This is a genomic window from Bosea sp. 685, from assembly GCF_031884435.1.
Lineage (GTDB): Bacteria > Pseudomonadota > Alphaproteobacteria > Rhizobiales > Beijerinckiaceae > Allobosea.
Genome location: NZ_CP134779.1, coordinates 1,269,138 through 1,294,588, shown reverse-complemented (window position 1 = coordinate 1,294,588; position 25,451 = coordinate 1,269,138). Strand labels below are relative to the sequence as shown.

The 25,451-nt window shown below is 67.5% G+C and carries 22 protein-coding genes and 2 pseudogenes; 12 read left to right on the top strand and 12 right to left on the bottom strand.

All coding sequences use genetic code 11. The annotated features are described in order from the left end of the window. The first annotated feature begins 95 nt into the window (after positions 1 to 95). The 5 genes and pseudogenes from RMR04_RS07215 (at position 96) to RMR04_RS07200 (ending at position 7,165) form a co-directional block, all read left to right on the top strand. Positions 96 to 1,118, top strand: coding sequence for an AAA family ATPase (locus RMR04_RS07215; protein WP_311913792.1), 1,023 nt, complete (start codon positions 96 to 98; stop codon positions 1,116 to 1,118). 14 nt (positions 1,119 to 1,132) lie between these two features. Next, entirely contained in the window at positions 1,133 to 2,047 is a 915-nt protein-coding gene (locus tag RMR04_RS07210; RefSeq protein WP_410492208.1) for a DUF58 domain-containing protein, read from the top strand. An 18-nt stretch (positions 2,048 to 2,065) separates the two neighbouring features. Further along, positions 2,066 to 4,555: pseudogene (locus RMR04_RS07205) on the top strand (DUF4159 domain-containing protein); the annotation flags it as partial. Beyond that, a pseudogene (locus tag RMR04_RS32075) lies at positions 4,486 to 4,761 on the top strand (hypothetical protein); the annotation flags it as partial. The pseudogenes RMR04_RS07205 and RMR04_RS32075, both read left to right, overlap by 70 nt. Before the next feature lie 307 nt (positions 4,762 to 5,068). After that, entirely contained in the window at positions 5,069 to 7,165 is a 2,097-nt protein-coding gene (locus tag RMR04_RS07200; protein ID WP_311915760.1) for a hypothetical protein, read from the top strand. A 141-nt stretch (positions 7,166 to 7,306) separates the two neighbouring features. Here RMR04_RS07200 and RMR04_RS07195 read toward each other — a convergent pair whose 3' ends face one another. Together RMR04_RS07195 and RMR04_RS07190 are read right to left on the bottom strand one after the other, a co-directional pair. Further along, entirely contained in the window at positions 7,307 to 7,807 is a 501-nt protein-coding gene (locus tag RMR04_RS07195) for a GNAT family N-acetyltransferase (protein WP_311913791.1), read from the bottom strand. 198 nt (positions 7,808 to 8,005) lie between these two features. Beyond that, positions 8,006 to 8,452, bottom strand: coding sequence for an NUDIX domain-containing protein (locus tag RMR04_RS07190; RefSeq protein ID WP_311915758.1), 447 nt, complete (start codon positions 8,450 to 8,452; stop codon positions 8,006 to 8,008). Between the two features lie 416 nt (positions 8,453 to 8,868). Here RMR04_RS07190 and RMR04_RS07185 point away from each other — a divergent pair, with 416 nt between their 5' ends. Beyond that, the gene (locus tag RMR04_RS07185; RefSeq protein WP_311913789.1) at positions 8,869 to 9,762 is read left to right on the top strand and encodes a metallophosphoesterase family protein; all 894 of its coding nucleotides are present in this window, start codon (positions 8,869 to 8,871) and stop codon (positions 9,760 to 9,762) included. Positions 9,763 to 9,909: 147 nt separating this feature from the next. Here RMR04_RS07185 and RMR04_RS07180 read toward each other — a convergent pair whose 3' ends face one another. Both RMR04_RS07180 and RMR04_RS07175 read right to left on the bottom strand, forming a co-directional pair. Continuing rightward, the gene (locus tag RMR04_RS07180; RefSeq protein ID WP_311913788.1) at positions 9,910 to 10,656 is read right to left on the bottom strand and encodes an SDR family oxidoreductase; all 747 of its coding nucleotides are present in this window, start codon (positions 10,654 to 10,656) and stop codon (positions 9,910 to 9,912) included. A 261-nt stretch (positions 10,657 to 10,917) separates the two neighbouring features. Beyond that, on the bottom strand, positions 10,918 to 12,729 hold the full coding sequence (locus tag RMR04_RS07175) for an ABC-F family ATP-binding cassette domain-containing protein (protein ID WP_311913787.1): 1,812 nt from the start codon (positions 12,727 to 12,729) through the stop codon (positions 10,918 to 10,920). Positions 12,730 to 12,886: 157 nt separating this feature from the next. On the opposite strand from RMR04_RS07175, the gene RMR04_RS07170 reads away from it, so the two are divergent. Continuing rightward, positions 12,887 to 13,246, top strand: coding sequence for a hypothetical protein (locus RMR04_RS07170; protein WP_311913786.1), 360 nt, complete (start codon positions 12,887 to 12,889; stop codon positions 13,244 to 13,246). Positions 13,247 to 13,320: 74 nt separating this feature from the next. Here RMR04_RS07170 and RMR04_RS07165 read toward each other — a convergent pair whose 3' ends face one another. The 8 genes from RMR04_RS07165 to mdoH all read right to left on the bottom strand — a co-directional run bounded on the left by RMR04_RS07165 (position 13,321) and on the right by mdoH (position 21,547). Further along, entirely contained in the window at positions 13,321 to 14,367 is a 1,047-nt protein-coding gene (locus RMR04_RS07165; protein ID WP_311913785.1) for an acyltransferase family protein, read from the bottom strand. Positions 14,368 to 14,403: 36 nt separating this feature from the next. Next, positions 14,404 to 15,405 carry a glucokinase gene (locus RMR04_RS07160; RefSeq protein WP_311913784.1) on the bottom strand — a complete coding sequence of 334 codons (1,002 nt, stop codon included), beginning with the start codon at positions 15,403 to 15,405 and terminating at the stop codon, positions 14,404 to 14,406. Further along, positions 15,402 to 16,181, bottom strand: a complete 780-nt coding sequence (gene otnI / locus RMR04_RS07155) for a 2-oxo-tetronate isomerase (protein WP_311913782.1) — start codon at positions 16,179 to 16,181, stop codon at positions 15,402 to 15,404. The genes RMR04_RS07160 and otnI overlap by 4 nt, the downstream gene beginning before the upstream one ends. A gap of 105 nt (positions 16,182 to 16,286) precedes the next feature. Further along, positions 16,287 to 16,799 carry a GNAT family N-acetyltransferase gene (locus RMR04_RS07150; RefSeq protein ID WP_311913781.1) on the bottom strand — a complete coding sequence of 171 codons (513 nt, stop codon included), beginning with the start codon at positions 16,797 to 16,799 and terminating at the stop codon, positions 16,287 to 16,289. A gap of 237 nt (positions 16,800 to 17,036) precedes the next feature. Next, the gene (locus RMR04_RS07145; protein ID WP_311913780.1) at positions 17,037 to 17,789 is read right to left on the bottom strand and encodes a sulfite exporter TauE/SafE family protein; all 753 of its coding nucleotides are present in this window, start codon (positions 17,787 to 17,789) and stop codon (positions 17,037 to 17,039) included. A gap of 175 nt (positions 17,790 to 17,964) precedes the next feature. Further along, the gene (locus RMR04_RS07140; protein WP_311913779.1) at positions 17,965 to 18,948 is read right to left on the bottom strand and encodes a hypothetical protein; all 984 of its coding nucleotides are present in this window, start codon (positions 18,946 to 18,948) and stop codon (positions 17,965 to 17,967) included. Between the two features lie 8 nt (positions 18,949 to 18,956). Further along, positions 18,957 to 19,715, bottom strand: coding sequence for an FkbM family methyltransferase (locus RMR04_RS07135; RefSeq protein WP_311913778.1), 759 nt, complete (start codon positions 19,713 to 19,715; stop codon positions 18,957 to 18,959). Continuing rightward, positions 19,712 to 21,547, bottom strand: a complete 1,836-nt coding sequence (gene mdoH / locus RMR04_RS07130) for a glucans biosynthesis glucosyltransferase MdoH (protein WP_311913777.1) — start codon at positions 21,545 to 21,547, stop codon at positions 19,712 to 19,714. Before mdoH ends, RMR04_RS07135 begins: the two co-directional genes overlap by 4 nt. Before the next feature lie 88 nt (positions 21,548 to 21,635). On the opposite strand from mdoH, the gene RMR04_RS07125 reads away from it, so the two are divergent. The 5 genes from RMR04_RS07125 to RMR04_RS07105 are packed head-to-tail and all read left to right on the top strand — an operon-like array spanning position 21,636 to position 25,446. Then, positions 21,636 to 22,655: a zinc-dependent alcohol dehydrogenase gene (locus RMR04_RS07125; RefSeq protein WP_311913775.1), complete on the top strand. Its 1,020-nt coding sequence runs from the start codon at positions 21,636 to 21,638 to the stop codon at positions 22,653 to 22,655. Beyond that, positions 22,652 to 23,119 carry a bleomycin resistance protein gene (locus RMR04_RS07120; protein WP_311913774.1) on the top strand — a complete coding sequence of 156 codons (468 nt, stop codon included), beginning with the start codon at positions 22,652 to 22,654 and terminating at the stop codon, positions 23,117 to 23,119. Before RMR04_RS07125 ends, RMR04_RS07120 begins: the two co-directional genes overlap by 4 nt. A 40-nt stretch (positions 23,120 to 23,159) precedes the next feature. Further along, a complete protein-coding gene (locus tag RMR04_RS07115; RefSeq protein WP_311913773.1) occupies positions 23,160 to 23,561 on the top strand; it encodes a 6-pyruvoyl trahydropterin synthase family protein in 402 nt (133 codons plus the stop codon). After that, positions 23,558 to 24,607, top strand: a complete 1,050-nt coding sequence (locus RMR04_RS07110; protein ID WP_311913772.1) for a glycosyltransferase family 4 protein — start codon at positions 23,558 to 23,560, stop codon at positions 24,605 to 24,607. The genes RMR04_RS07115 and RMR04_RS07110 overlap by 4 nt, the downstream gene beginning before the upstream one ends. Continuing rightward, positions 24,607 to 25,446, top strand: a complete 840-nt coding sequence (locus RMR04_RS07105; protein WP_311913771.1) for a class I SAM-dependent methyltransferase — start codon at positions 24,607 to 24,609, stop codon at positions 25,444 to 25,446. The genes RMR04_RS07110 and RMR04_RS07105 overlap by 1 nt, the downstream gene beginning before the upstream one ends. The last annotated feature ends 5 nt before the right edge of the window (positions 25,447 to 25,451 follow it).

Genomic DNA, 25,451 nt, shown 5'->3' with positions numbered 1-25,451 from the left:
ACGGCTCAAGGCCTTGTGGGTTCAAGACGGGCCGGAAGCGAAGACGCCGGGACAAGAAGACGCAAGCTGCGACGACAAGGGTGAAGGAGATCGACATGGTGGCGCAAGTCCGTGCGGCGGAGAGCAACCCGCCGATCAATCTCGACACCGGCATCGTCGAGGCGGCCGAGGCCGCGCTCGGCGCCATCGGCGCGGCGCGCACGGAAATCGGCCAGGTCATCTTCGGCCAGCAGAAGGTCGTCGATCTCTCGCTCATCACCCTGCTCGCCGGCGGCCACGGCCTGCTCGTCGGCGTGCCCGGCCTCGCCAAGACCAAGCTGGTCGAGGCGATGGGCACGGTGCTCGGCCTGAACGCCCGCCGCGTGCAGTTCACACCGGACCTGATGCCCTCCGACATCCTCGGCTCCGAGGTGCTCGATGAGAGCCCGGAGGGCAAGCGTCATTTCCGCTTCATCAAGGGTCCGGTCTTCGCGCAATTGCTGATGGCCGACGAGATCAACCGCGCCAGCCCCCGGACCCAGTCGGCGCTGCTGCAGGCGATGCAGGAGCACCATGTCACCATCGGTGGCGAGCGCTACGACCTGCCGGCCCCCTTCCATGTGCTCGCAACCCAGAACCCGATCGAACAGGAGGGCACCTACCCCCTGCCCGAGGCCCAGCTCGACCGTTTCCTGCTTGAGATCGACGTCGCCTATCCCGACCGCGAGGCGGAGCGCCGCATCCTGCTCGAAACCACCGGCGCCACCGAGCACAAGCCCGTCCAGGCGATGACCGCCGAGACGCTGATGTCGACGCAGCGGCTGGTACGGCGCCTGCCGGTCGGCGAGACCGTGGTCGATGCGATCCTCGACCTCGTGCGCTCGGCCAGGCCCGAGGGCGGCGACGCCGCCATCACCGACAAGCTTGCCTGGGGCCCGGGGCCCCGCGCCAGCCAGTCGCTGACGCTGGCCTGCCGCGCCAGGGCTCTGGTCGAAGGCCGCCTCGCCCCATCGGTGGACGATGTCGCGGCGCTGGCCATTCCGGTGCTGAAGCACCGCATCGCATTGACCTTCGCCGCGCGCGCCGATGGCGAAACCGTCGAGGGTATCATCGCCAGGCTTGTGGAACGGTTGGGGTAGGAGGCGACACGACAATGCTGCGCATGCGCGTTCTCGGGACCTCCGAACGCCAACCGGCTCGGCCGGTTCTCACCGCTTCGCTCGATCTCGCCGCGCGTCTGCCCCGGCTGATCCTGGAGGCGCGACGGGTCTCGGCCAGCGTGCACGGCATCCATGGGCGCAGGCGCGCAGGCCCCGGCGAGACCTTCTGGCAATATCGCCCGCTGGTCACAGGCGAATCCGCTTCGCGCATCGACTGGCGCCGCTCAGCCCGTGACGGCCATCTCTTCGTGCGCGAACGCGAATGGGAAGCCTCACATGCGATCTGGCTCTGGATCGACCGCTCGGCCTCGATGGGTTTTGCCTCCTCCCTGGCGCTCGCTTCCAAGGTCGATCGCGCGCTCATCGCTGGCTTCGCCCTGGCCGAGACGCTGGTCGAGGGCGGCGAGCGCGTCGGCCATCTCGGCCTGACCCGTGCCCTTGCCTCGCGCCGCATCGTCGAAACGCTGGCGCAGGCGATCCTGGTCGACGCCAAGGGCACGGAGGCCGACCTGCCGCCGGACGCGCCGCTGCCGCGTCTGGCCGATGCGATCATCATCACCGACGGTCTTTCCCCGGCTGCCTCGCTGGCCAAGCGCATCGCCACGATGGCGTCATCAGGCGCGCGCGGCCATGTCCTGCTGATCGCCGATCCGATCGAGGAGACCTTCCCCTTCACCGGCCAGGCGGAACTCTTCGACCTTGAGGACGGTTTGTCGCTCAGGGTCGGCGATGCCGGCTCCTGGGGCGAGGAATACCGGCAGCGGCTGGAAGCGCATCGCGACGCGATCAAGGAAGCCTGCCGCAAGGTCGGCTGGACCTTGACGCTGCATCGCACGGACCGGCCGGCAAGCGAAGGCGTGCTGCGCATTGCCAGCCTGATCGCCGCTTCGCGCGGCCCCGGACGCTAGGGAGGACGGACGAGACCCATGCTCGCTTCCCTGCCGATCGCTTTCTCCGCCCCGCTGGCGCTCGCCGCGCTGGCCTTGCTGCCGGCGCTGTGGCTGATCCTGCGCGTGACGCCGCCGCGCCCGAGACGCATCGACTTTCCGCCGCTCAAGATCATGGCGGACCTCATCGCCAAGCGAGAAATGCCGGCCCATACGCCCTGGTGGCTGCTGGCCCTGCGCATGGCTGTCGCAGCGCTCGCGATCCTCGCCGTCGCCGGCCCGGTCTGGAACCCGCCGCGCGAGGCTGGCCCGATGCGCGGCCCGATGTTGCTGTTGATCGACAACGGCTTCGGCGCCGCGACCGACTGGCCCGAGCGGCAGGCGATCGCAGAATCCCGCCTCGCCGCCGCCTCCCGCGAAGGCCGGGCCGTCGCCATCGTCGGCCTCGCCGAGGCGCCCGGTGAAATCGCCCTGTCTGAGCCGCGCGCCGCGCTCGACCGGTTACGCGCTCTGGCGCTGCAGCCGCATGCGCCCGACCGCTCCGCCCATCTCCAGCGTATCGAGGCCTTCCTGCGTAGCGCGCCCGAGGCCGAGACCGTCTGGGTCAGCGATGGCCTTTCGATCGCCGATGACGGCCCCTTCCTCGCCCGGCTGAAGCAGGAAGCCGATGCTCGCCGGCTCTCGATCCATGCCGGCTCCCCCGGCCAGCTCGCGCTGACATCGCCCGAGAACCTCGCTGGCGCGCTTGCCGTGAAGGTGCTGCGCCCCACCAGCGCCGCCACTGCCACGGGCCATGTCCGCGCGCTCGATCTCAAGGGGCTCCCGCTCGGCGACGCGCCCTTCATCTTCAACGGCTCGGATTTGCAGAGTTCGGCGCGCCTGACCTTGCCGATCGAGGTGCGCAACGCCGTGTCCCGGCTCGAGATCGTCGGCGAGCGCAGCGCGGCGGCCGTGGCGCTGCTCGATGACCGCGCCAAGCGCCGGCGCGTCGGCATCGTCTCCGGCACCACCACCGACACGGCCCAGCCGCTGCTTTCGCCGACCTATTACGTCTCGCGCGCGCTCTCCCCCTTCGCCGAGATCCGTGAACCGCGCCCGGGCTCGACCGACCCGATCGGCGAATTATTGGCGCAAAACCTCTCCGTGCTGGTGCTCGCCGATATCGGCGCGCTCGACGGCGATACCGTCGGCAAGATCAACAGCTTCATCCAGCGCGGCGGCGTGCTGCTGCGCTTCGCCGGCGCGCGGCTGGCGGCAGCCGCCGACGACCTCACGCCGGTGCGCCTGCGCCGCGGCGGCCGCACGCTCGGCGGCGGCCTCTCCTGGGAAACCCCGCGCAAGCTCGCCCCCTTCACCCGCGAGAGCCCCTTCTTCGGCATCGCCATCAATGACGATGTCCGCGTCTCCAGACAGATCCTGGCCGAGCCCGAAGCCGATCTCGCCAGGAAGACCTGGGCTGCGCTGGAGGACGGCACGCCGGTCGTCACCGGCGAACGCCGTGGCGACGGCATGATCGCGATGATGCATGTCACCGCCGACACGACATGGTCGAACCTGCCGCTCTCGGGGCTGTTTGTCGATATGCTGCGCAAGGTCGTCAGCCTTGCCGGAACCGGGCCGAGCGAGGCTCAAGGAGAGGATGCGCGCGTGGATACGCTGTCGCCGACCCGCGTGCTTGATGGCCACGGCGCCTTCCGCAGCCCGCCCGCAACCGCCCAGCCGGTGGCCCGGACCTTCGCCGGACGGGCGACCTTAGCGCATCCGCCAGGCATCTACGGCCCCGCCGACGGCTCGCTCGCGGTGAACGCCCTGAACCCGGCCGACAGCCTGCGGGCGATCGATCTGGCCGCGCTCGGCGCGCCGATCCTGCCGGTCGACAAGCCGGTCGCGTTCGACATCCGCCCGCAATTGCTGGTGCTGGCGCTGCTGTGCCTGATCGCCGACACGCTGGCGACGCTCTGGCTCGGCGGCCGGCTGAACATTGCGCGCCGCGCAGGCCGCGCCGCGCCGGCCGCGATCCTGCTGGCGCTCGTGCTCGTCGGCACCGCAACGCCCGACATAGTGCGCGCTCAAGCCGTGCCGGCAGCGCCGGCGGACGACCGCCCGCCGATTCCGCGCGAGCTTTTCGCCGCCGGCGCCGTGACGCGGCTGGCTTATGTCGTCACCGGAGACAAAACCGTCGACGACATGTCGAAGGCCGGCCTTGCCGGTCTCAACATCGTGCTCGGCGCGCGCACCGCGCTCGAACCCGGCGAGGCCGTCGGCGTCAATGCCGACCGTGATGAGCTCGCCTTTTTCCCGGTGCTGTACTGGCCGATCGTGGCCGGACGCCCGATCCCCGCGCCCGAGACCCTGCGCAAGCTCGAAGCCTATATGAAGGGCGGCGGGCTCGTGATCTTCGACACCCGCGACGCGATGAGCGCACGGCCCGGCGGCGGCACTACGCCCGAGGGCGAACAATTGCGCCGCATGCTGCAGACGCTCGACATTCCCGAGCTCGAACCGCTGCCGCGCGACCATGTCCTGACCAAGACCTTCTACATCCTCGACGGCTTCGTCGGCCGCTACGACACCGGCACGACCTGGGTCGAGATCCTCCCCCCGCAGGCGAGGACGGCCGCCGCCCGGCGCGGGCCGGCGACAATGTCTCGCCGATCGTCATCACCTCGAACGACCTCGCCTCCGCCTGGGCTGTCGGCCGGCGCGGCGAGGGTTTGGTCCCGCTGTCGGGCTCCGATCCGCGCCAGCGCGAAATGGCGCTCAGGGCCGGCGTCAACCTCGTGATGTATGCGCTCACCGGCAACTACAAGGCCGACCAGGTCCATGTCCCGGCCCTTCTGGAAAGGCTCGGGCAGTGATGATGCTCCAGACTCCCTCAGCCCTCATCCTGAGGAGCCGCGCAGCGGCGTCTCGAAGGATGCTCCAGGAGGCTCCGGAACCAGCTGGAGCATCCTTCGAGACGCCCTCCTGCAGAGCGCTCCTCAGGATGAGGGCTGAGGGGATGGTCTCCCCGACGGAGTGGACAAGCAGGATGTCGACCTGATGTGGAGCCTCTCCTTCGCCCCGCTGGTGCCGCTGCCGCTGCTGATAGGCCTGAGCCTGTTGGCTGCGCTCGCGGCTGGTGCGGCGATCGTATTGGCGGGGCGCAGCGCCATCCTGCGCGCGCTCGCGCTTTCCATGCTGACGCTGACGCTGGCCGATCCATCGCTCGTCTTCGAAGATCGCGAGCCGGTCAAGGACGTCGTCTCGGTGGTGGTCGACCGCTCCGGCTCGAACCGGCTGGCCGACCGCTCAGCCCAGACGCAGGCCGCCCAGGCCGAGATCGAGCGCCAGCTGCGCGGCCTGAACAATGTCGAATCGCGTATCGTCGAGGTTCGCGATGCGCAAGGCTCGGGCGACGGCACCCGCCTGTTCGAGGCGCTGGCCGCAAGCCTCGCCGACGTGCCCTCCGAGCGCGTCGCCGGCGCGATCATGATCACCGACGGCCTCGCCCATGACGCCCCGGCCAATGCCGAGGCATTGGGCCTGCGCGCGCCGCTGCATGTGCTGACCACGGGGCGCAACGCCGAGATCGACCGCCGCATCGTGCTGGTCGATTCGCCGCGCTTCGGCATCGTCGGCAAGGACCAGAACGTCCGCCTGCGCGTCGTCGAGCGAGGCGGGCCGGGTCGGGCCGGGCTGACTATCCGCCGCGACGGCGAGATCATCGCGCGCCGCGAGGTCACCGCCGGCGAGATCGTGCAGGTGCCGATCCGGATCGATCGCGGCGGCCCCAATGTCGTCGAGATCGAAGCCGATCCTCTCGAGAACGAGCTCACGCTCGCCAACAACCGCGCGGTGATCACCATCGAAGGCGTGCGCGACAAGCTGCGCGTGCTGCTGGTCTCGGGCGAGCCGCATCCGGGCGAGCGCACCTGGCGCAACCTGCTGAAGGCCGACGCCAATATCGACCTCGTGCATTTCACCATCCTGCGCCCGCCGGAGAAGCAGGACGGCACGCCGATCAACGAGCTTTCGCTGATCGCCTTCCCGACGCGCGAGCTGTTCCAGGTCAAGATCAAGGAATTCGACCTGATCATCTTCGACCGCTACGCCAACCAGTCGATCCTGCCGCTGATCTATTTCGACAACATCGTCCGCTATGTCCGCGAGGGCGGCGCCTTGCTGATCGCGGCGGGGCCGGAATATGCCGGCTCGCAAAGCCTATCGCGCACGCCCCTGGGCCAGATCCTGCCTGCCCTGCCGGATGGCTCCGTGATCGACGAGGCCTATCGCGCCCATGTCAGCGAACCCGGCAAGCGCCACCCCGTCACCCGCGACCTGCCGGGCTCCGAGGTCGATCCACCGCGCTGGGGCGAATGGCTGCGCATGGTCGGCGCCCGCGCCCGCACCGGTTCGGCCGTGATGACCGGCCCGGGTGAGCGACCTTTGCTGATGCTGGCGCGCGAGCAGAAGGGCCGCGTCGCGCTCTTCCTCTCCGACCATGCCTGGCTCTGGGCGCGCGGCTTTCGCGATGGCGGCCCCTATCTCGATCTGCTGCGCCGGCTCAGCCACTGGCTGATGAAGGAGCCCGAGCTGGAAGAGGAAGCGCTGCGCGCCTCGGCCCGCGGCGGCGTCATCGAGGTCGAGCGCCAGACGCTCGGCGACACGCCCTCCCCCGTGACCATCACCGGGCCGGACGGACAATCGCGCTCCGTGCCGCTCGAGGCCGGCCGGCCCGGCCTCTTCACTGCGCGCATCCCTACCAGCGAATTCGGCCTGCATCGCGTCGCCGCCGACAACCTCACCGCCTTTGCCAGCGTCGGCCCCGAGAATCCGCGCGAATTGATGGAGGTGGTCAGCAACCCGGCCCAGCTTCAGGCTCTGGCCGAGGCCAGCGGCGGCTCCTCACGGCGGATCGGCCAGGAGATCGGCTCGAACGTGACCATTCCGCGCATCGTGCCGGTGCGGTCCGGATCGCAATTCGCCGGCTCGGACTGGATCGGCCTGCGCATCAGCGATTCCGGCATCGTGCGCGGCGTCCAGGTCTCGCCGCTCTTCATCGGCCTGATCGGCCTGGCGCTGCTGTTTGGCGCGCTTGTTGCCGGTTGGCTGGGCGAGAGCGGCAGGCGCTTCAATCGACGCCCGGACGCAGCATAGCCCTGTCATTCCGGGGCGGCCCGAAGGGCCGAACCCGGAAACCACGACCGGGCGAGCGTTTTCGACGGCGCATGGCCAAAGCCTCACCCGGTCGTGGGTTCCGGGTTCTCGGCTTCGCCGAGCCCCGGAATGACACGCCCCTCAGCGATAGGGCATGACAGCGCCGCTGCGCTGCGCCAGCACGCCCTCGACCAGCTCCAGCGCGAGGAAGCGCGCCGGATCTGCCGGCCCCGGCAAGACAAGCTGGCCCGGCGGGATCGGCCTGAAGCCGAAGCGGGCGTAATAGGGCGCGTCCCCCACCAGCATGATCAAATCGTAACCTGCGGCCCGCGCCGCCTCGATCGAGCGGTTCATCAGGGCCGCCCCGATGCCGCGCCCCTCGAAAGCGGGATCGACCGTTAGCGGCCCCAGCATCAGCGCGGTGTTGCCGCCCGCAGAAACCGGCGTCACCCTGATCGAGCCGACCAGAAACGTGCCGACATGGGCGGCGAAAGTCAGGTTTGCATCGGGCGGCACGCCCTCGCGCAGACGAAAGGCCGTGCGCGCGAAACGCCCCGGCCCGAAGGCGCGCTCATGCAAACGCTCGATCGCGGCGGCATCGGCAGGAAGCTCATGGCGAATGGTCAAAGGCAAGGACGTCATGACGGGCAAACCTGCGGGCGGGCAGAAACCTGCGAATAGGACGGCGAGAGCATGGCCGCGCATCGGCGGCATGCCTCAAGGGCGCGCTCAGCGCGCCGGTCGTCGCAGGGTGGAAAGGCGTTGCCCGTTCGTCATGGCGGCGGGCTGTAGCAGAGTGACGCGCAGGCGTCCATCACGCTTCTCGCGATAAGCGTGGGCTCACCAGACGGCCGGAGCTCTTGCGCCAGCCGCGATCTCGTCCAGCCGCCGCCGCGTCGCCGGCGTTGTGCCCTCCGGCAGCGCATCGAGCGGGAAGAAGCCAGCCTCGGCAATCTCCCGGTCCGGCTGCTTGACGCTCTCCACCACGAACTCCCGCACCACGAACACCGCGACATGGTCGCGCCGCGACATCGCCCGATTGAAGAACATGCCGTGCAGCATCACCGGCCCCGTTAACCGGATGCAGCCTTCCTCGCGCAGCTCCTTCGCCAGCGCCTCCTCGAGCGTCTCGCCGACTTCGACGCCACCACCCGGCAGGTGCCAGCCGGGAGTGTAAGTGTGACGCACCAGGAAGACGCGGCCTTCGCCGTCCAGCACGACAGCGCGCACGCCCAGCGTCATGCCCCGCACGATGCGGAAATAGAGATGCAGCAGCCGGCCAAGCATCTTTTGCGGCAAGCTGCGACCCGTTTCGGCCCCCGGCAGCCGGTCAGCAAGGGGCTCGGATGCGCGATCCACGGTCATCGACTCGTTAAATCCAAAGGAAATCCTAATTGTCTATGCAAATAACGCATGGCAGAGGCCCATTTCCGGTTCCGTTACGTCACAAACGCGCCGCAAACGAGGCAGAGAAGTCAGCCTTACAAACAGGAACTCTCGTCATGCTACTCTCTTTCATCATCTCTCGCCTGCGCGCCAAGCCGGCTTATGTCTGGAAGCCCGCCGTCACCCTGACCGATTCGTTCATCGTCTCCGAACTGACCGGCACCGCCAACTGATCCGACCAGCGCGAGGCTTGCGTCGCGATCGACGCATCTTTCGCGCTTGACGGCTGGCGGGCGGCAAGGGCAAGCGCTTAGGCTGTGTTCAAGCTCGCGCATCTGTCCGACCCGCATCTCGGCCCACTCGCCGGTTTTTCGCTGCACCAGCTCCTGGGCAAGCGCGCGACGGGCTATGTCAATTGGCGGCGCAAGCGGCGCCATGCCCATGACATGAACGTCCTGGCGCTGGTCGTCGCCGATATCCGCGCGCAAGCGCCCGACCATGTCGCCTGCACCGGCGATGTCGCCCATATCGGCCTGCCCAACGAATTCAAGACGGCCGTCACCTTCCTCGACACGCTGGGTCCGCGCGATGCCGTCAGCTTCGTGCCGGGCAATCACGACGCCTATGCCCCCTCATCGCTGAAGCCGCTCGCCAGCCATCTCGGCCCGTGGTGTGCTGATGACGAGGGCGCGGCCGGCTATCCCTGGTATCGTCGCCGTGGCCCGGTCGCGCTGATCGGCCTCAACAGCGGCATTCCGACCCTGCCCCTCATGGCGACGGGGCGCCTCGGCCAGGCGCAGATCGCCAAGGCCGAGGCCCTGCTGAACCGCGCCCGCGATGAGGGGTTGATCCGCGTCGTTCTGATCCATCATCCGCCCTATGTCGGCGGCGCGCGGCGCGCGCGCGAGCTCGTCGATGCCGAGGCTTTCGAGGCGATGCTGGCGCGCAGCGGCGCCGATCTGATCCTGCACGGCCACAACCACACATTCTCACTGGCCTGGCGCCCGGGGCTGGGCCGCGACGTGCCGATCGTCGGTGTGCCCTCGGCCTCGATCGGCCCGCTCGGCCATGGCGAGATGGCGACCTGGCATCTGTTCAAGATCGAGGGCGACGCAAGCGCGCCCCAGATCAGCGTCGAGCAGCGCGGCTTCGAACCAGACGGCACTGTGATGCTGCGCCAGGAGATCGCGCTGCACGCAAAGCCGGTGTGAGCGGTGTCATCCCGCACGCGCCGCGGCATGCAATGCCGCCGCGCAGATGCGGGACCGCGCGACGCGCAGGCGCCCTATTCTGCTGACGGTCCCGTGTCTGCGCAGCGGCACTGCGCGCCGCAGCGCGCACGGAATGACATGCGCCTCTCAGATGCAGCGCCCGCCATCCACCGCCAGAACCGTGCCCGTCACCATCTCGGCATCGTCCGAGCACAGATAGAGCGCCGCATTGGCCATGTCCTGCGGCGTCGAGAGCCGGCCCCAGGGAATGCTTGCCTTGAACTGCGCGCGCTTCTCCGGCGTGTCCTCGCCCATGAAGGTCGCCAGCAACGGCGTCTCGCCGGCTACGGGTGCTATCGCATTGACGCGGATGCGGTCGGGCGCCAGCTCCACCGCCATCGATTTCGAGAGCAGGTTCACCGCCCCCTTGGAGCCGTTATACCAAGTCAGGCCCGGGCGCGGCCGAATGCCGGCGGTCGAGCCGATGTTCAGGATGACGCCGCCGCCATGCTCGCGGAAATGCGGCACGGTCGCGCGCGCCATCAGGTAAATCGACTTCACGTTCACCGCGAAGACGCGATCGAACTCCTCCTCGGAGACATCCAGCATGGGCTGGTTGCGATGGCTGATGCCGGCATTGTTGATGACGATATCGAGCCGGCCGAACTTCGCCAGCACGCGCTCCACCGCCTTGTCGACGCTCCTAGCCCGGCCGACATCGCAACCGACGGCGAAGGCCTTGCGGCCGATCGCCTTGGCCGCCTCCTTGGCCTTGTCGGCATTGATATCGAGCACGGCCACCCGCGCGCCCTCGCGCACGAAGGTCTCGGCAATGCCGAGCCCGAACCCCTGTGCCGCGCCGGTGATCAGCGCCGTCTTGCCCTTCAATCTCATCGTGCTTCCTCAGCTTTTCTCGGGGTCGTTTTTCTTAGGGTCTGTTTTTCTCGGGGTCCGCGACATTGGTGAGATTTGCCGCCGGCAACAAATGCGTTTTCGCGATTGGGCGGAGACGGAAATTGTATGGCGGCGTCGCAGCGTCATTCTCGGGCGAAGCGCAGCGAAGACCCGAGAATCTCCGGCCGCGTAAGGTGCTGGGAAAAGGAGGCTCTCTCGTCGCGAGATGCTCGGGACAAGCCCGAGCATGACGCCTCGGTCTCACGCCCCCAGCTCTTCCTGCAGCATCTCCAGCGCCAGCCAGCGCTCTTCCGCCTGCCCGATCTCGCGTGTCACCTCTTCCAGCCGCGTCGTCGCCTTGGCGAACAATTTGGGGTCGCGCGTATAGAGATCGCCCGAGAGCGCCTGGCTGAGCTTGGCGGCTTCCGCTTGCAGAACCGCGATGCGCTTGGGCAAGGTCTCCAGCGCATGCTTCTCGTTGAAGGAAAGCTTGCGCTTCGCGGCCGGCGCAGGAACGGCCGCCACCATGGACTTGTGCTCGGCAGGCGCCGATTTCCCGGGGACCGCCCTCACCTTCGCGCCAACGCCGCGCCCGCGCTGCGCCAGCATGTCGGAATAGCCGCCGGCGAATTCCGTCCAGACGCCGTCGCCATCCGAGATCAGCGTCGCCGAGACGACGCGGTCGATGAAGTCGCGGTCATGGCTGACCAGCAGGACCGTGCCTTGATAGTCGGCCAGAAGCTCCTGCAGCAGGTCGAGCGTCTCGAGGTCGAGATCGTTGGTCGGCTCGTCCAGCACCAGGAGGTTGGAAGGCTTTGCCAGCGCCCGCGCCAGCATCAAGCGACCGCGCTCGCCGCCCGACAGTGCTCCCACCGGCGTGCGCCGCTGCAGCGGCTGGAACAGGAAGTCCTTCATATAGGCGATGACATGACGCGGCGTGTCGCCGACCATGACCTGGTCGGAGCCGCCGCCGGTCAGCGCATCGCCGAGCGGCGTCGCAGGGTCGAGACTTTCGCGGCGCTGGTCGAGCGTGACCATGTTCAAGGAGACGCCGAGCTTGACCTTGCCGGAATCGGGCGCGAGCGCGCCGGTCAGCAGGTTGATCAGCGTGGTCTTGCCGGCGCCATTGGGGCCGACGATGCCGATCCGGTCGCCACGCGCCACGCGCAGCGACAGCGACTTCACCACCGCGTTGTCGCCAAAGGATTTCGCGACGTCGATCGCCTCGATCACGAGCTTGCCGGAGGTCTGCGCCTCGCTCGCCTCGAGCCGGACATTGCCGACGACATTGCGGGCGGTGCGGCGCTGCTCGCGCAGGCCATGCAGTTCTCCGAGGCGGCGCTGGTTGCGGGTGCGGCGCGCGCTGACGCCGTAACGCAGCCAGTCTTCCTCGCGGGCGATCTTGCGGTCGAGCTTGTGGCGGTCGAGCTCCTCCTGGGCGAGCACCTCGTCGCGCCAGGCCTCGAACTCGCCAAACCCCTTGTCCATGCGCCGCGTCAGGCCGCGATCGAGCCAGATCGTGGCGCGCGACAGCGAGGTCAGGAAGCGCCTGTCATGGCTGATCAGAACCATGGCCGAGCGCAAGGATTTCAGCTCCTGCTCCAGCCATTCGATCACGGGCAGATCGAGATGGTTGGTCGGCTCGTCGAGCAGCAGGATGTCGGGCTCGGGCGCCAGCACCCGCGCCAAGGCCGCGCGGCGCGATTCGCCACCCGACATCGTGGCGGGATCCTCCAGCCCGGTCAGGCCGAGCTCATCGATCAGATATTGCGCGCGATAGGCGTCGTCGCCCGGTCCGAGGCCCGCTTCGACATAAGCGAGCGAGGTCTTGTAGCCGGTAAAATCCGGCTCCTGCGGCAGATAGCGCACCGTGCAGCCCGGCTGCACGAAACGGTCGGCGCTGTCGGCTTCGACGAGCCCCGCCACGATTTTCAGCAAGGTCGACTTGCCCGAGCCGTTGCGGCCGACCAGGCAAACGCGCTCGCCGGCGGAAACGGCAATCTCCGCCGCCTCGAGAAGCGGCTGTCCGCCGAAGGTGAGCGCGACGTCGCGCAGATGGAGCAAGGGGGCCATGGGGTGTCCGTGAGGGGAATGCAGGCGGGATAGACCGGCGCGGCGGCTCTGTCACGCGCCGTGCTGCGTTGAGTTCGATCTTGGTGCGGCGCACAAGCGCTATTATCGTGAGCGCAGGAGCCCCCTTTTCGAACGAAGCGTCCACCCGGAGCGCCCCTTGGCCAGATTGAAGCAGCAACGAGCCGACCGACCTACCGGCATGGGCGACAATGGCGGCCCACCGCTCGATGAGCCGCCGCCACATGAGCCGGAATGGGGCAAAGGCGAGATCAACCGCTATTTCGAATGGCGCACGGCCCATCGCCGGGCCTGGCGCAAGCCCCCGGCAATCGCGCTGCGCCGCGAGGAGCGCGCCGAGGCCCTGGGCCTGACCTATGAGGAATATACGCTCGAACTGCTGGAGCGCGGCCGCCATCCCCAGCCGGAGGATGTTGCCGGTATCAAGGCCAAGCGCGCCGAGAGACGCCGCTCCGGAGGCGTCGTCGGCCAGTCACTGAAGGGGATGCGCTTGAAATAGAGCATCGACTCGAAAACTGGGAGCCGGTTTTCGGGACAAGTTGATGCGGTAGGGAAACAGACCGGCGCGGATTTTCAGGCGCCGAGCTTGCGCCGCATGAAGCGCGTCGCCGGCTTCTCGAAGAGGCGGTGGACCAGGAGCGCCGCAACGACGGCACCCGCAAGAGCCACGATGATGAAGAGCAGCGGCGATCCCCAGCCGAGACGCTGGAACAGCTCATGCAGGCCCCGAATGACGAAGGGGTGCACCAGATAAAGCGCATAGGAAGCGTCACCGACCAGCGCCAGCCAGCGGAGCGGCGCGGAGGGTGCCTCCCGCCGCTTGCCGCACGCTGCCGCCAGCACGAGCAGGGCCGCAGCCGAGCCCCGCCATGCAAGCGCGGCCCAGGGTGCATCGCTGCCCGGCATTTGGGCCGCGACCAGGAGCAGCGCCACGCCAAGCGCAGCGACCGCGACGCCCGAGGCGAACCCCAGTCGAAAGCCCCGCCGCCACAGCAGGGCGATCCCCATCCCGGCCACGAATTCGAGCACGATAGGCTGGCCCCAGAAGCGCAGGGGCACGGCGAGCGGCCCGGCCAAGGCCTCACCCGCGACCAAGCCCGCCAAGGCCAAGGTGATGGCGGGAAGCGTCCAGGCGCGCGGCAGCAGCAACCCCAGGCTGAAGAGCGCGTAGAACAGCATCTCATAGTTCAGCGTCCAACCCAGTGAATAGACCGGCTGGACAAGCCCCATCGTCGAGATCGTGGGCCAGAACAGATAGGAGCCGGCGATCTGCGCCAGATCCGGTACGCCCGAATTCAGTGCGCCCGGCAGGACCAGTCCAACGAGCAGGAACAATGTCGTCGCAGCCCAGTAGAGCGGCACGATGCGCGCGAGCCGGCGCTGCAGAAAGAGTTTTGCACCGTCTGCCCGGCCGAAGAGATCGGCAGAGGCATGCACCATGATGAAGCCGGAGACGACGAAGAAGATGTCGACGCCAGCCATCCAGGGCAGCAGCAGCGAAGGCGAGAAACCGGCCCCGCTCCGGGCGGCCAGCGCTATGGCGTCATACTGGACATGATGCACGGCGACCATGAAGGCCGCAGCCGCGCGCAGGGCCTGGATGCCGTAAAGCTGGAACAAACCGGAAAGAGCCTCAGACGCGCGAAACCGACACGCTCACGCAAACCACAGCCGCGCGGGGTCGTCCAGCCCGAACCGCGCCGGCGCGGTGGCGATGGCGGCCAGCCCCTGCTCGGCCGCATCATGTGTCGTGATCACATGCAAAGCGAAACGCTTCGCCAGATCCTCCATCGGCGGCTTGGCATGAAACACGGCCTGGATCGTCGCCGGATCGGCCAGCGGCAGGAGCCGCGGCACGATGCCGCCTGCGACATAGACGCCTCCCGTCGCCTTGAAAGCGAGCGCGAGATCGCCTGCGACCCGCGCCAGCAATCGCCAGAAGCAGATCACCGCCATCAGCGCGGCGGGGTCACCGTCGAGCGCCAGCGTCGTTACGTCGGCGGCGCTGACATCGGCCTCCAGCATGCCCGATTGCTTCGCCACCGCGCGGTGGAAACGCACCAGCCCGTCTCCGCTGAGCAGCCCCTCGACCGTGACGCGCGGCTGCTCGGTGGCGAGCGCCGGCCAGATCTTGTGCTCGGTCGGGTCTTCCGGGCCGATGCCGATATGACCGGCCTCGGTCGGCACCAGGACGCCGCGCTCGCCCCGCATCAGGAGCGCGGCGGCGCCAAAGCCCGTACCAGGCCCGAGCACGAGGCGAAGCCCATCAGGCTCCGGCTCTCCCGGAACCAGCGTCGTCAGATCCGTGGCGCGCAGCACCGCGAGCGAGGCCGCCAGTGCCTCGAAATCATTGACCAGCAGGCCCTGTTCGAGCCCGAGCGCTTCGGCGAATTCCGGCCCGTCGAAATGCCAATTGGCGTTGGTGAGCTGCGCCTTGCGCCCATCCAGAGGCCCCGCGACGGCAAGGATGGCGCTGCGCGGCCGCTGCGCCAACGTCGACAGCACAGCCTCCAGCGCCGCCTCCGGCGTCGGGTGGCCACCGGTGCTGATCCGCGCCAGGGGCTCATGCGGCGCCCCTGCCCGGGATACGAGCGACAGCCGGCAATTCGTGCCGCCGATATCGGCGACCAGAGCCGGATAGGCGAAAGGCGAGATCACTCCGGCTTCCTGAAATCGGAGAACCAGCCGAGCCCTTCGAGCGTGCCGGCCGCCGGCCGATACTCACAGCCGACGAAGCCCTCATAGCCAAGCCCGTCCAGCTCTTCGAACAGGCGCGGATAGTCCGGCCCCGAGGCGTCGGGCTCGTGGCGGCCATTGGCGCTGGCGATCTGAACATGGCCGACGAGCGGGTAGAGCGCCTTGAGCTTGCCCGAGACGTCGCCATGGATCAGCTCGCAATGATACATGTCGAACTGCAGCCTGACATTCGCGCGACCCGACTCACGGACGTAAGCCGCCGCCTGGTCGAAATCGTTGAGGAAATAGCCGGGCATGTCCCGGCCGTTGATCGGCTCCAGCAGCAGGTCGATGTCGTGCTCGGCCAGCTTGTCGGCGGCATAGGCGAGCGCTGCGCGATAAGCCTTCTGCGCGGCGGGATCCTGCGGGTCGGCATGGCCCGCCATCATGTGCAGGCGCTTGACACCGGTCTCATGCGCATAGGCCAGGGCCGTCTCGATCCCTGCCCTGAACTCGTCCTCGCGGCCGGGGATCGCCGCCATGCCGCGCTCGCCCTTGGCCCAATCGCCCGGCGGCAGGTTGAACAGCGCCTGCTCGACCCCGGCGCCGGCGAGCGCCAGGCCGATCTTCTCAGACGCGTGCTCATAAGGGAACAAGAACTCCACCGCCTCGAAACCGGCATCGGCCGCAGCTTTGAAGCGGTCGAGGAAGTCCCATTCGGTGAACATCATCGAGAGATTGGCGGCAAAACGCGGCATGTCGGCCTCAAGATTGCGAACTCATGAATGGCGCAACTGCTTCCGGTCAGTTGCGGACGGAACGGCATCCTGTTGTGGGCATTCCCAGCATCTGGATAAACCCCGTCAGCCCATCATATGGTGACGATACACCAAATCTTCCGGGTCCGGTTTCCGGGCATCCCTGTCGAGCACTGCGCCAAGTCGCTCGACGACCGCGATGGATCGGTGGTTTTCCTGATCGATATAGCTGACGAGGTCGCGCAACCCGGCCGTGTCGGCGGCCCAATCCCTCAAGGCCAGCGCCGCCTCGGTTGCGTAACCCTTGCCCTCATGGCCGTCATAGACAAGCCAGCCGAGCTCCCTTTCTGGAAACAGCGGCCCATCGTTGATGCCGACCTGCCCGATGCATTCGCCCGTGCCGGCCAGCTCGATCATCAGCGCGCCATGCCCGAACAAGGCCCACCCCGCAATATCGTGACAGAACAGCCCCCAGGCGTCGCGGAGGCGATAAGGCCCGCCCATGGCTTTCGCGCGCGGCGAGGCGAGAAACTTGGCATAAGCCGGGAAGTCGCCTGGGATCTGGGCGCGGAGGGTGAGACGAGGTGTCGTGAGCCTTGGAATAGACTGGCCGTGCATAATCCACCTGGATAATCGTCCGCCCCTGCCCGGTTGCGGTCCTCTAGAACGCTTTCCGGCTCGCGTCATTCCAAATCGGGCCCTCGTCCTCGCGAGCCAGATCCGGCAATCCGGAAACCGCGGCCATGCTGCGCTCACCCTCGGCCCAATCTCCCCGCGGCAGGCTGAACCAGGCCTGCTCGACGTTCGCTCCAGCGTCGGTAACGTTCGCGGGCCGAAGACGTTCCCGCTGCGATGTCATCCGCTGCCCAGCAGCCGCGGCAACGACGCGGCGAGCAGCGTAACCCCCGACAATGTCAGCAAGGCAAGCACGATCCGGCGAAAGGCGGCCTCGCTGATGCCGATATAGAGACGGCCGCCGATCAGCGAGGGGATCAGCATGGCCGGCGCGACGATGGCGAAGGAAGGCAGCATCTCGGGCGTGACGTTCCCGGCCACGACATAGCTCAGCATGGTGACGGCGAGCGTCGCCAGATTGAAGTTCTGGATGATCGAGCGCTGCACATCCTTGTCCATGCGGCACAAGCTGCACCACAGCGTCGGGACCACACCTGTAAAGCCGCCGAAGCCACCCATGATGCCGCCGGTGAGGCCGACGACGCCATCGGCCAGACGCCCACCGACACGGATCGCCGGGAGACGCGGCGCGAACAGCATGATCGGGCACCAGATCGCCAGCAGGCAGCCCAGCGCGGCTTTGAACAGCGTCGCATCGAGCAGCGGCAGTAACGCGACGCCGAGCGGAATGCCGGCGAACCCGCCGAGCAGGAAGGGCCAGAGCCGCGCCAGATCAAAGCCGCGGCGCAGGGAGAAAGCGGAGATGATCTGCCCCGTCAGCCCGCCGAACACCGCCATCACGGCCGCCAGCCTCGGCTCGAGCGTCCAGGCCCAGAAGGACATGGCGACGAGCCCGAAGGCGAAGCCCGAGAGCCCCTGCACGAAACCGGCAACCGCCGCGCCGAGCGCGAGGCTCAGGATGGTCGTGTCCATGGATCAGCCCCTAGAGCCGGATGATTTCAAATCGGGTCACAAAGTGATCCGATTTGAAATCTGAATCCGTCTCTCATCAAAGAGTTAGAGCAGGATCGATTGCGAAAAACCGGTTCCCACTTTTTCGCATCCTGCTCTAGCCCGCCAACCGATACCTCGCATGCTGCGAGATGGGCTACTTCTTCTCCGGCTTCGCCGGCGGGTTCGGGTCCTTCGAGAAATTGCGGAAGACCATGTCGGGCGAGGAGGTGTTGTGGCGCGAATGGGTGGTGCGGCCCATCCAGATATCGGTCGCCTTGCCACCCGTGAACGGCATCAATGGCTCCTCGCGCCAGCCCTTGGCGCCGGGCTCGCGCACCGCGATGCGGGCGACGTCGTTGTTGAACTCGGTGACATACATCGAGCGCAGCGCCACGAAACCCTTGCCGCCGGTCACCGGCTTGTCGAGCACCGCATCCAGCACCATGCGGTTCTCGTCGACGCTGTCGAGCTTCAAGCTGCCCGATGAGCCGTCCTTGAAGCTGAGCTTGAAGGTGGTGGTCTTGGGATCGAACTCGATCTCCTTGATGTTCACGACCGGGCGTCCATCGGTCTCGATCGGCCCGAACAGGAAGGACGAGCCATAGGCCGAAGACGCGAGCTGCTGCGGCGGCATCGGCCTGGCGCGCCAATAGCCATCCTGCGGATAGACCACGAGCAATTCATGCGAGCGATCCTTGCCGAGCTTCCAGAGCTGGACGAGATGCAGGCCCTTTTCGACCCTGTCGCCGACCCGGAAGGTCGTGTCGGCCGGCCGCCAGAAGGTCGGGAAGGTGTAGCCGACGAGCCAGTACTCGGTGCTCTCATAGAAGGTGACGCGCCGGGGTGGCACCGGGGCTGCAAAGGAAGGATCGCCCTTCATCTCGCAATCGGTCCAGTCCGCATCCCAGTTATCCCGCAAGAGACCTGCGTTGTAGGCAGGATGCGCCGCCTCGATCTGGAAGCGCCGCACCTCGGGCGAGATCGCCTTGATGGTGACATTGTCCTTCTCGGCGCAGAGCACCGGCTCGGACTCGTTCTTGACCTCGACGGCGACATCGCTGGCGGCGAGAGCCGGAACAGCGGTGCAAGCCAAGGCGAGCGGCAGAACCACGGAGCGCAGGCGGGAGAGAAGCGTCATCATCGATATCAACTCGTCAGCATGGCGTAGACATCGCCGGAATTGGCGGAGTGAGGCAGGTCGCGCAGGAAGCCGCCGATCGCCTCCGCGCTCGCCGGCTCGGCGAGTTCGAGGCTCTGGCTTTCGCCGAGCGCGACATTGAAGCGATAAGGTCCAAGCGTATCCAGCAGCGCGAGGCAAGCCTCCGCGACGTCGCGCTGGATCGTCGTGAACTCGAAGGAGATCACCGGCACGGCCTTGGTCAGCCCCGCCAGCACATGCGCCTCGAAGCCCTCGACATCGATCTTGATCAGCGCCGGCAGACCATGGCGCCAGATCAGCTTGTCGAGCGTCGTGCAGGGAACCACGATCTCATGGTCCCAGACCTGCCCCTCCCAGCCACCAGCTCCTTGCGCTGCGCCGACGAAAGCCGGCGAGGCTGTCGAGACCGTTGGGTTGGCGCTGTTGATCTGCAGCGTCACCGCCCCTTCATTGTCGCCGCAGGCGGCTTCGATCAGCGTCACGAGCGGGTCGCGGCCATGGATCAGGCGGATCGCCCGCGCCGGCCCCGGCTGCGGCTCCAGCGCCACGACGCGCGCGCCCAGCCGGCGAAACGAGGAGACCCGGTCCCCGACATGCGCGCCGATATCGAAGGCGAGATCGCCCGGGTTGAGGAAGCGCGCATAAAGCGCATCCATCGCGGCACTGCGCGCAGGGTCGCCGTGATAGACCCGCAAGGAGCGCGAAACCGCCTTGGCCATGCCCTTGGGATAGGCAGCTGGGCTCATCGCGACGCCTCATTCGCGATCGCCGGGAGATTCGCGACCGCTAAGAGCTCAACCGGCGGGTCGAAATCTTCGGGGATCCCGCAAAGCCCGCTCTGCGCGAACCATCTCCCCAGTGCGGGCAAGGCCGTCAGCATGGCGAAGGGGATCGCGAGCACATAGCCCGCGGTCAGCGGCAGCGACCAGAGCAGCACGGTCGGCGAGAGCAACATCAGCGCGCCGAAGATGTAGAGGCCAAACAGCAGATGCGGCCACAAGCCGGCGAAGGCGGTAGTGAAGGACAAGGCATGCGCATCGCGCGACTGGCCGTTCCAGCCGATTTTGGCGCGCCCGAAGGCGAGGCCGACCATGAACAGCGTCGTCCGAAAGGTCGAGACCGCGCCTTGCAGAAAGGCGAAGACGATCTCGATCAGCGCCGAGGCGATGAAGCGCCCCGTGCCGCCATAGCGCCGGGTGCCGCCCCCGGTCAGCAGGATGTCGATGAAGCCTGCGAGCTTCGGCGACAGATACATCGCCAGGAACAGCACATAGAGGACAGCCGCGAGGCCCGAGGGATAGTCGGCGATGCCGGCATCCTCGATCACCTTCACCGGCAGGAGCGCGATCATCAGTGTCCAGGCCGGTAACCCCAGGAACATCAGGATCGCCCAGACCAGCTGGAAGCGGCTCATCGGCTGCAAGCCGGGCAGGTCGAGCAATTTGAGATATTGCAGATTGCCGAGGCACCAGCGCAGGTCGCGCTTGGCGAATTCGAGCATGGTCGGCGGGTTTTCCTCCCAGCTCCCCATCTCCTGCGGCAAGACGCGGACCTCGTAGCCGGCGCGACGCATCAGCGTCGCCTCGACCTGATCATGGCTCATCACCGCCCCGCTGAGCGGCCCTTCGCCGGGCAGGACCGGGAGATGGCATTCATCGCGGAAAGGCGCGATCCGCACCATGGCATTATGGCCCCAGAACGGGCCGCAATCACCGATCCACCAGGCCGAGCCCATGGTGTAGGGCCGCATGCCCTGGCGCATGCCGAACTGGAAGATGCGGGCGAAGGCCGACCGGCTCGGCATACCCACGACCAGGCTTTGCAGGATGCCGAGCTTGGGATGCGCCTGCATCATCCGCGCGAGCTTCACGATCGCATCGCCCGACATGACGCTGTCGGCGTCGAGCGGCAGCATGACCTCGTAGCGATCGCCCCAGCGCTCGCAGAAATCCCTGACATTGCCGGCCTTGAAGCCGGCATTGTCGGTGCGGCGGCGATAGGTGAGGCGCGAGGTGCCGCCGATCTCGCCCGCCCATTGTGCCGCGAGCCGGTCTTCCGCCGCCGCGACAGCGACATCACTGGTATCCGACAGCACGAAATAGTCGAACCAGGCGCCCTCGCCTGTCGCCTCGACGCTGTCCTTGACCACGCGCAGCCTGCGGAAGGCGCGTTCGGGATCCTCGTTGCGCAAGGTCATCAGGATGGCAGTGCGGATCGCGATCGGCGTCGCGACCTCGCCATCGGCTGCGAAGGGCGCGACCTGATCAAGCCCGTCATCGGCGCCATGCAGCAGCCAGAGGCCGATAACCGCATTCCAGAAACCGAGCACCGTCCAGGGCGCACCGAACAGGAAGGCAATGAGGATGACCACATCCGTCACCGTCCAGCCCCCAGTCCCGAGCACACGCCCGAGCCCCAGCAGCAGCACGCCGAGCGTGACGATGTTCAGCGCCAGCACGAGCCAGCGCCGTGCACTCAGCGTCGCTGTCGCCTGCACGCCCGCCGGCGTCAGGCCCCGCAGGCTCTCGACCTCTTGCGCCGCCGACTGGAACGTGGTCGGAGCGGAGCGCTGGTTCATGGCGGTCTCTGTCATGATATCAGTCGAAAGGCCTGCAGTCGGTAAAGGCTTGCTGTAAAGGCTTGGTCGGAACAGGGATCGGCTCGATATGGCGAAGGAGCTAAAGCCGGCAACCGTAGCGAGCGCAAGCGCGAAGGCGACCGCTCTCTGGTATATCTCGCCGCGTGAATGCGCCCTGAACGCCGATGTTTTGCCCGAGGCCGGCCCGCAAGATTGTCGCATCCGCACGCTCTGGAGCGGCATCAGTCGCGGCACGGAGCGTCTTGTCCTCGAGGGCCGCGTGCCGGCCTGCGAATATGAACGCATGCGTGCCCCCTTCCAGGATGGGGAATTCCCCTTTCCGGTGAAGTACGGCTACTGCGCGGTGGGCCTGGTGGATGCAGGCCCGCCCGGCATGCTCGGCAAGACGATCTTCTGCCTGCATCCGCATCAGGACCATTTCACCGCGCCCTGCGACCGATTGACGATCGTGCCCGAAAATGTGCCGGCGCGCCGGGCCGTACTCACCGCCAATATGGAAACCGCGCTCAACGCGCATTGGGATGCAGGCTCCGGCCCAGGCGACAGGATCGTCGTGGTCGGCGGTGGCGTGCTCGGCCTGCTGGTCGCGTGGCTCGCGGCCCAGTTGCCGGGCGCGGAGGTGACGCTGGTCGATATCGATGCCGGCCGCGCCGCGCTTGCCGCCACGCTCGGCTTCGGCTTTGCTCTGCCAGCGGATGCGCCCGGCGACGCCGATCTCGTCTTTCATGCCAGCGGCTCGGGCGCGGGGCTCGCGACGGCAATCAATGCCGCCGGCTTCGAAGCCCGTATCGTCGAATTGAGCTGGTATGGCGAGGGCGCCGTCCCCGTTTCGCTGGGCGGCGCATTCCATTCCAGGCGCCTGCAATTGATCTCGTCGCAGGTCGGGCAGATCGCGCCTTCGCGCCGTCCGCGCTGGAGTTATGCGCGCCGCAGCCAGGCGGCAATGGCGCTTCTCAGCGACGACCGCCTCGATGCGCTGATCACCGAGGAAATCCCTTTCTCCGAAGCCCCCGTGCGTTTGCCGGCGCTGTTTGCGCCGGGCGCGGCTGGCCTTACCGCCGTGATTTGCTATGGATCGCACCCATGACCGAAAGCGATCCCCTGCGATCAAGCCCGCGCCCAAGGCTCGTGCCCGAACTTCTCGTTACCGACACGCCGACAAGCCTGCGCTTCTGGCGCGACATCCTCGGCTTTCGCATCCTCTATGACCGACCCGAGCAGGGTTTTGCCGCGATCGAGCGCGACGGCGTCGAGTTCATGCTGGAGCAACGGGGCACTGGGCCGGTCGAGCGCCTCAACATCTGGGACACCGGCCCTCTGGAGCGCCCCTTCGGCCGCGGCATCAATTTCGAGATCGGCGTCGACGATATAGGCGTGCTACTGGATGCGCTGAGGGCAGCGCACTGGCCGATCTTCTTCGGGCCGGAAGAGCGGTGGTACAAAGCCGAGCAGCAGGAAATCGGCGTGCGCCAGTTTCTCGTTCAGGATCCCGACGGCTACCTCTTGCGCCTGTCGCAATCGCTTGGCCGGCGCCCGCTCGCCATAAGTTGAGCGTCGCTGCCCGCCCGCCTTCCCTCAGGAGCCCGCGTTCATGTTTTCCGTCGAAGTCCGCGACCGCATCATGATCGGCCATTCGCTGCCCGATCCGTTCTTCGGCCCAGCCCGGAACATGCACGGCGCGACCTTCGTCGTGGATGTCGCCTTCTTCCGGGAGAGACTGACGCAGCACAATGTCGTCGTCGATATCGGAGCCGCGCTCGAGGTGCTGAACAGCACGCTGAAGCCGCTGAACTACCAGAATCTCGACGCTCTGCCGCAATTCGCGGGCGTGCTGACCACGACGGAATTCCTCTGCAAGCATATCTTCGACGCGATGGCGCAGGCCGCCGCATCCGGCGCGCTCGGCGAGGACGGAGCCGGCCTTTCCCGCATCAAGGTGACGCTGCACGAGACCGATCTGGCGCGGGCGAGCTATGAGGGTGCGCTCGCGTGAGCGGCATCGTCTTCGCCGTCCCCGGCGACATCGACCTGCCGACCGGCGGCTATGGCTATGATCGCCGGCTGCTGCGGGAATGGCGCGAGATGGGCATCGCGGCGCACCACCTCGCTCTCCCCTCCTCTTTCCCGAACCCGACGCCTGGCGACCTCGCCGAGACCGGGCGGTTGATCCTGTCGCAGCCCTTCGATGCCGCCCTACTGATCGACGGCCTGGCCTATGGCGCCTTCCCCGAAAGCATCGCCGCGGGCCTCGCCGGCCGCGTCGTGGCGCTCGTCCATCATCCGCTCGGGCTGGAGACCGGATTGGCGTCGGAACGCGCCAAAGCACTGCTGGCAGGCGAAGCGGCCGCCTTGCGTCACGCCAGCGCCGTCATAGCAACCAGCCCGACAACGAAGCGCATCCTGGTCGCGGATTTCGGCGTCGCTGAGAACAGGATCACTGTCGCGCTGCCCGGCGTCGATCGCGCGCCCCGCGCGAGCGGCAGCGCCAACGGCAGTCCGCTTGCCCTGCTCGCCGTCGGCTCGCTTGTCCCGCGCAAGGGGTACGACGTGCTCGTCTCCGCCCTCGCCAGCCTCAAGGACCGGAACTGGCGGCTGACGATCATCGGCGCGTCGGACCGCGCACCCGATACGGCCCGCGCACTCCAAGCCCAGATCAAGGCGGCCGGGCTCGATGATCGCATCTTGCTCGCCGGAGCCGTGGGCGAGGATGCCCTGGCCGAGGCCTATGATAAAGCTGACCTTTTCGTCATGCCGTCCCTGTTCGAGGGCTACGGCATGGTGCTGGCCGAGGCGCTGGCGCGCGCTCTGCCGATCCTGTGCACGACAGGCGGCGCGGCCGCCGAGACCGCGCCGGATGCTGCCGCGCTCAAGGTGCCGCCCGGCGATATCGCTTCCTTCACCGAGGTGCTAGGCAAGCTCATCGACGATCGCGCGCTTCGCGAAGGCATGGCGAATGCGGCCTGGGCCGCGGCCGATGATTTGCCGCGCTGGCGCGACACCGCGACGATCGTCGCGCAAACCTGCCGGAAGGTGATGTGATGGGTGGTTTCTCCCCCGAATGGCTGGCGCTGCGCGAGCCGGCCGACCGTGCGGCGCGCAATCCGGAGCTGCTCGCGGCCGTCGGTGCGTATTTTACACCCAAGACCTCGATTTCGATCGTCGATCTCGGCTGCGGCGCCGGCTCCAACCTGCGCGGCGCCTTCTCCGCCTTGCCTGCGCGCCAGCACTGGACATTGGTGGATTTCGACCAGAACCTGCTCGACGCCGCGCGCAAAACGCTCGACCTCTGGGCCGACGAGGCGCGCGAACAAGGCGAGGAACTCGTCCTCGCCAAGGACGGCAAGTCGATCACGGTCGATTTCCGCCAGGCCGACCTGATGAAGGACCTCGAATGGGTTCTCGGCTGGCAGCCCGATCTCGTCACCGCCGCCGCCCTGTTCGACTTGACCTCGAAACGCTGGATCGAGCGCTTCGTCGCGGCGCTCGCGAGCCAGCGCCTGCCGCTCTACACCGTGCTGACCTATGACGGACGCGAGAAATGGCAGCCGCCCCATGAGGCTGACGCGAGGATGCTCGCCGCCTTCGCGCATCACCAGCACTCCGACAAGGGTTTTGGCCCGGCGGCCGGCCCCGACGCCACGGAGATCATGGCGGAAGCCTTCCGCAAATCGGGCTTCGCGGTCTCCACCGGCGACAGCGCCTGGACCATCGATGCGGGGCAGCGCGAGCTTGCCAAGGCCCTGACACAAGGCATTGCCGATGCCGTTCTGGAGACCGGCCATCTTGACGCCGCGACCGTCGCGGACTGGCTGGCGGTGCGGGCGGCCTCGGTTTCTGGCCTCGTCGGCCACAACGACCTCTGGGCCAGGCCGGTCTGAGGCCG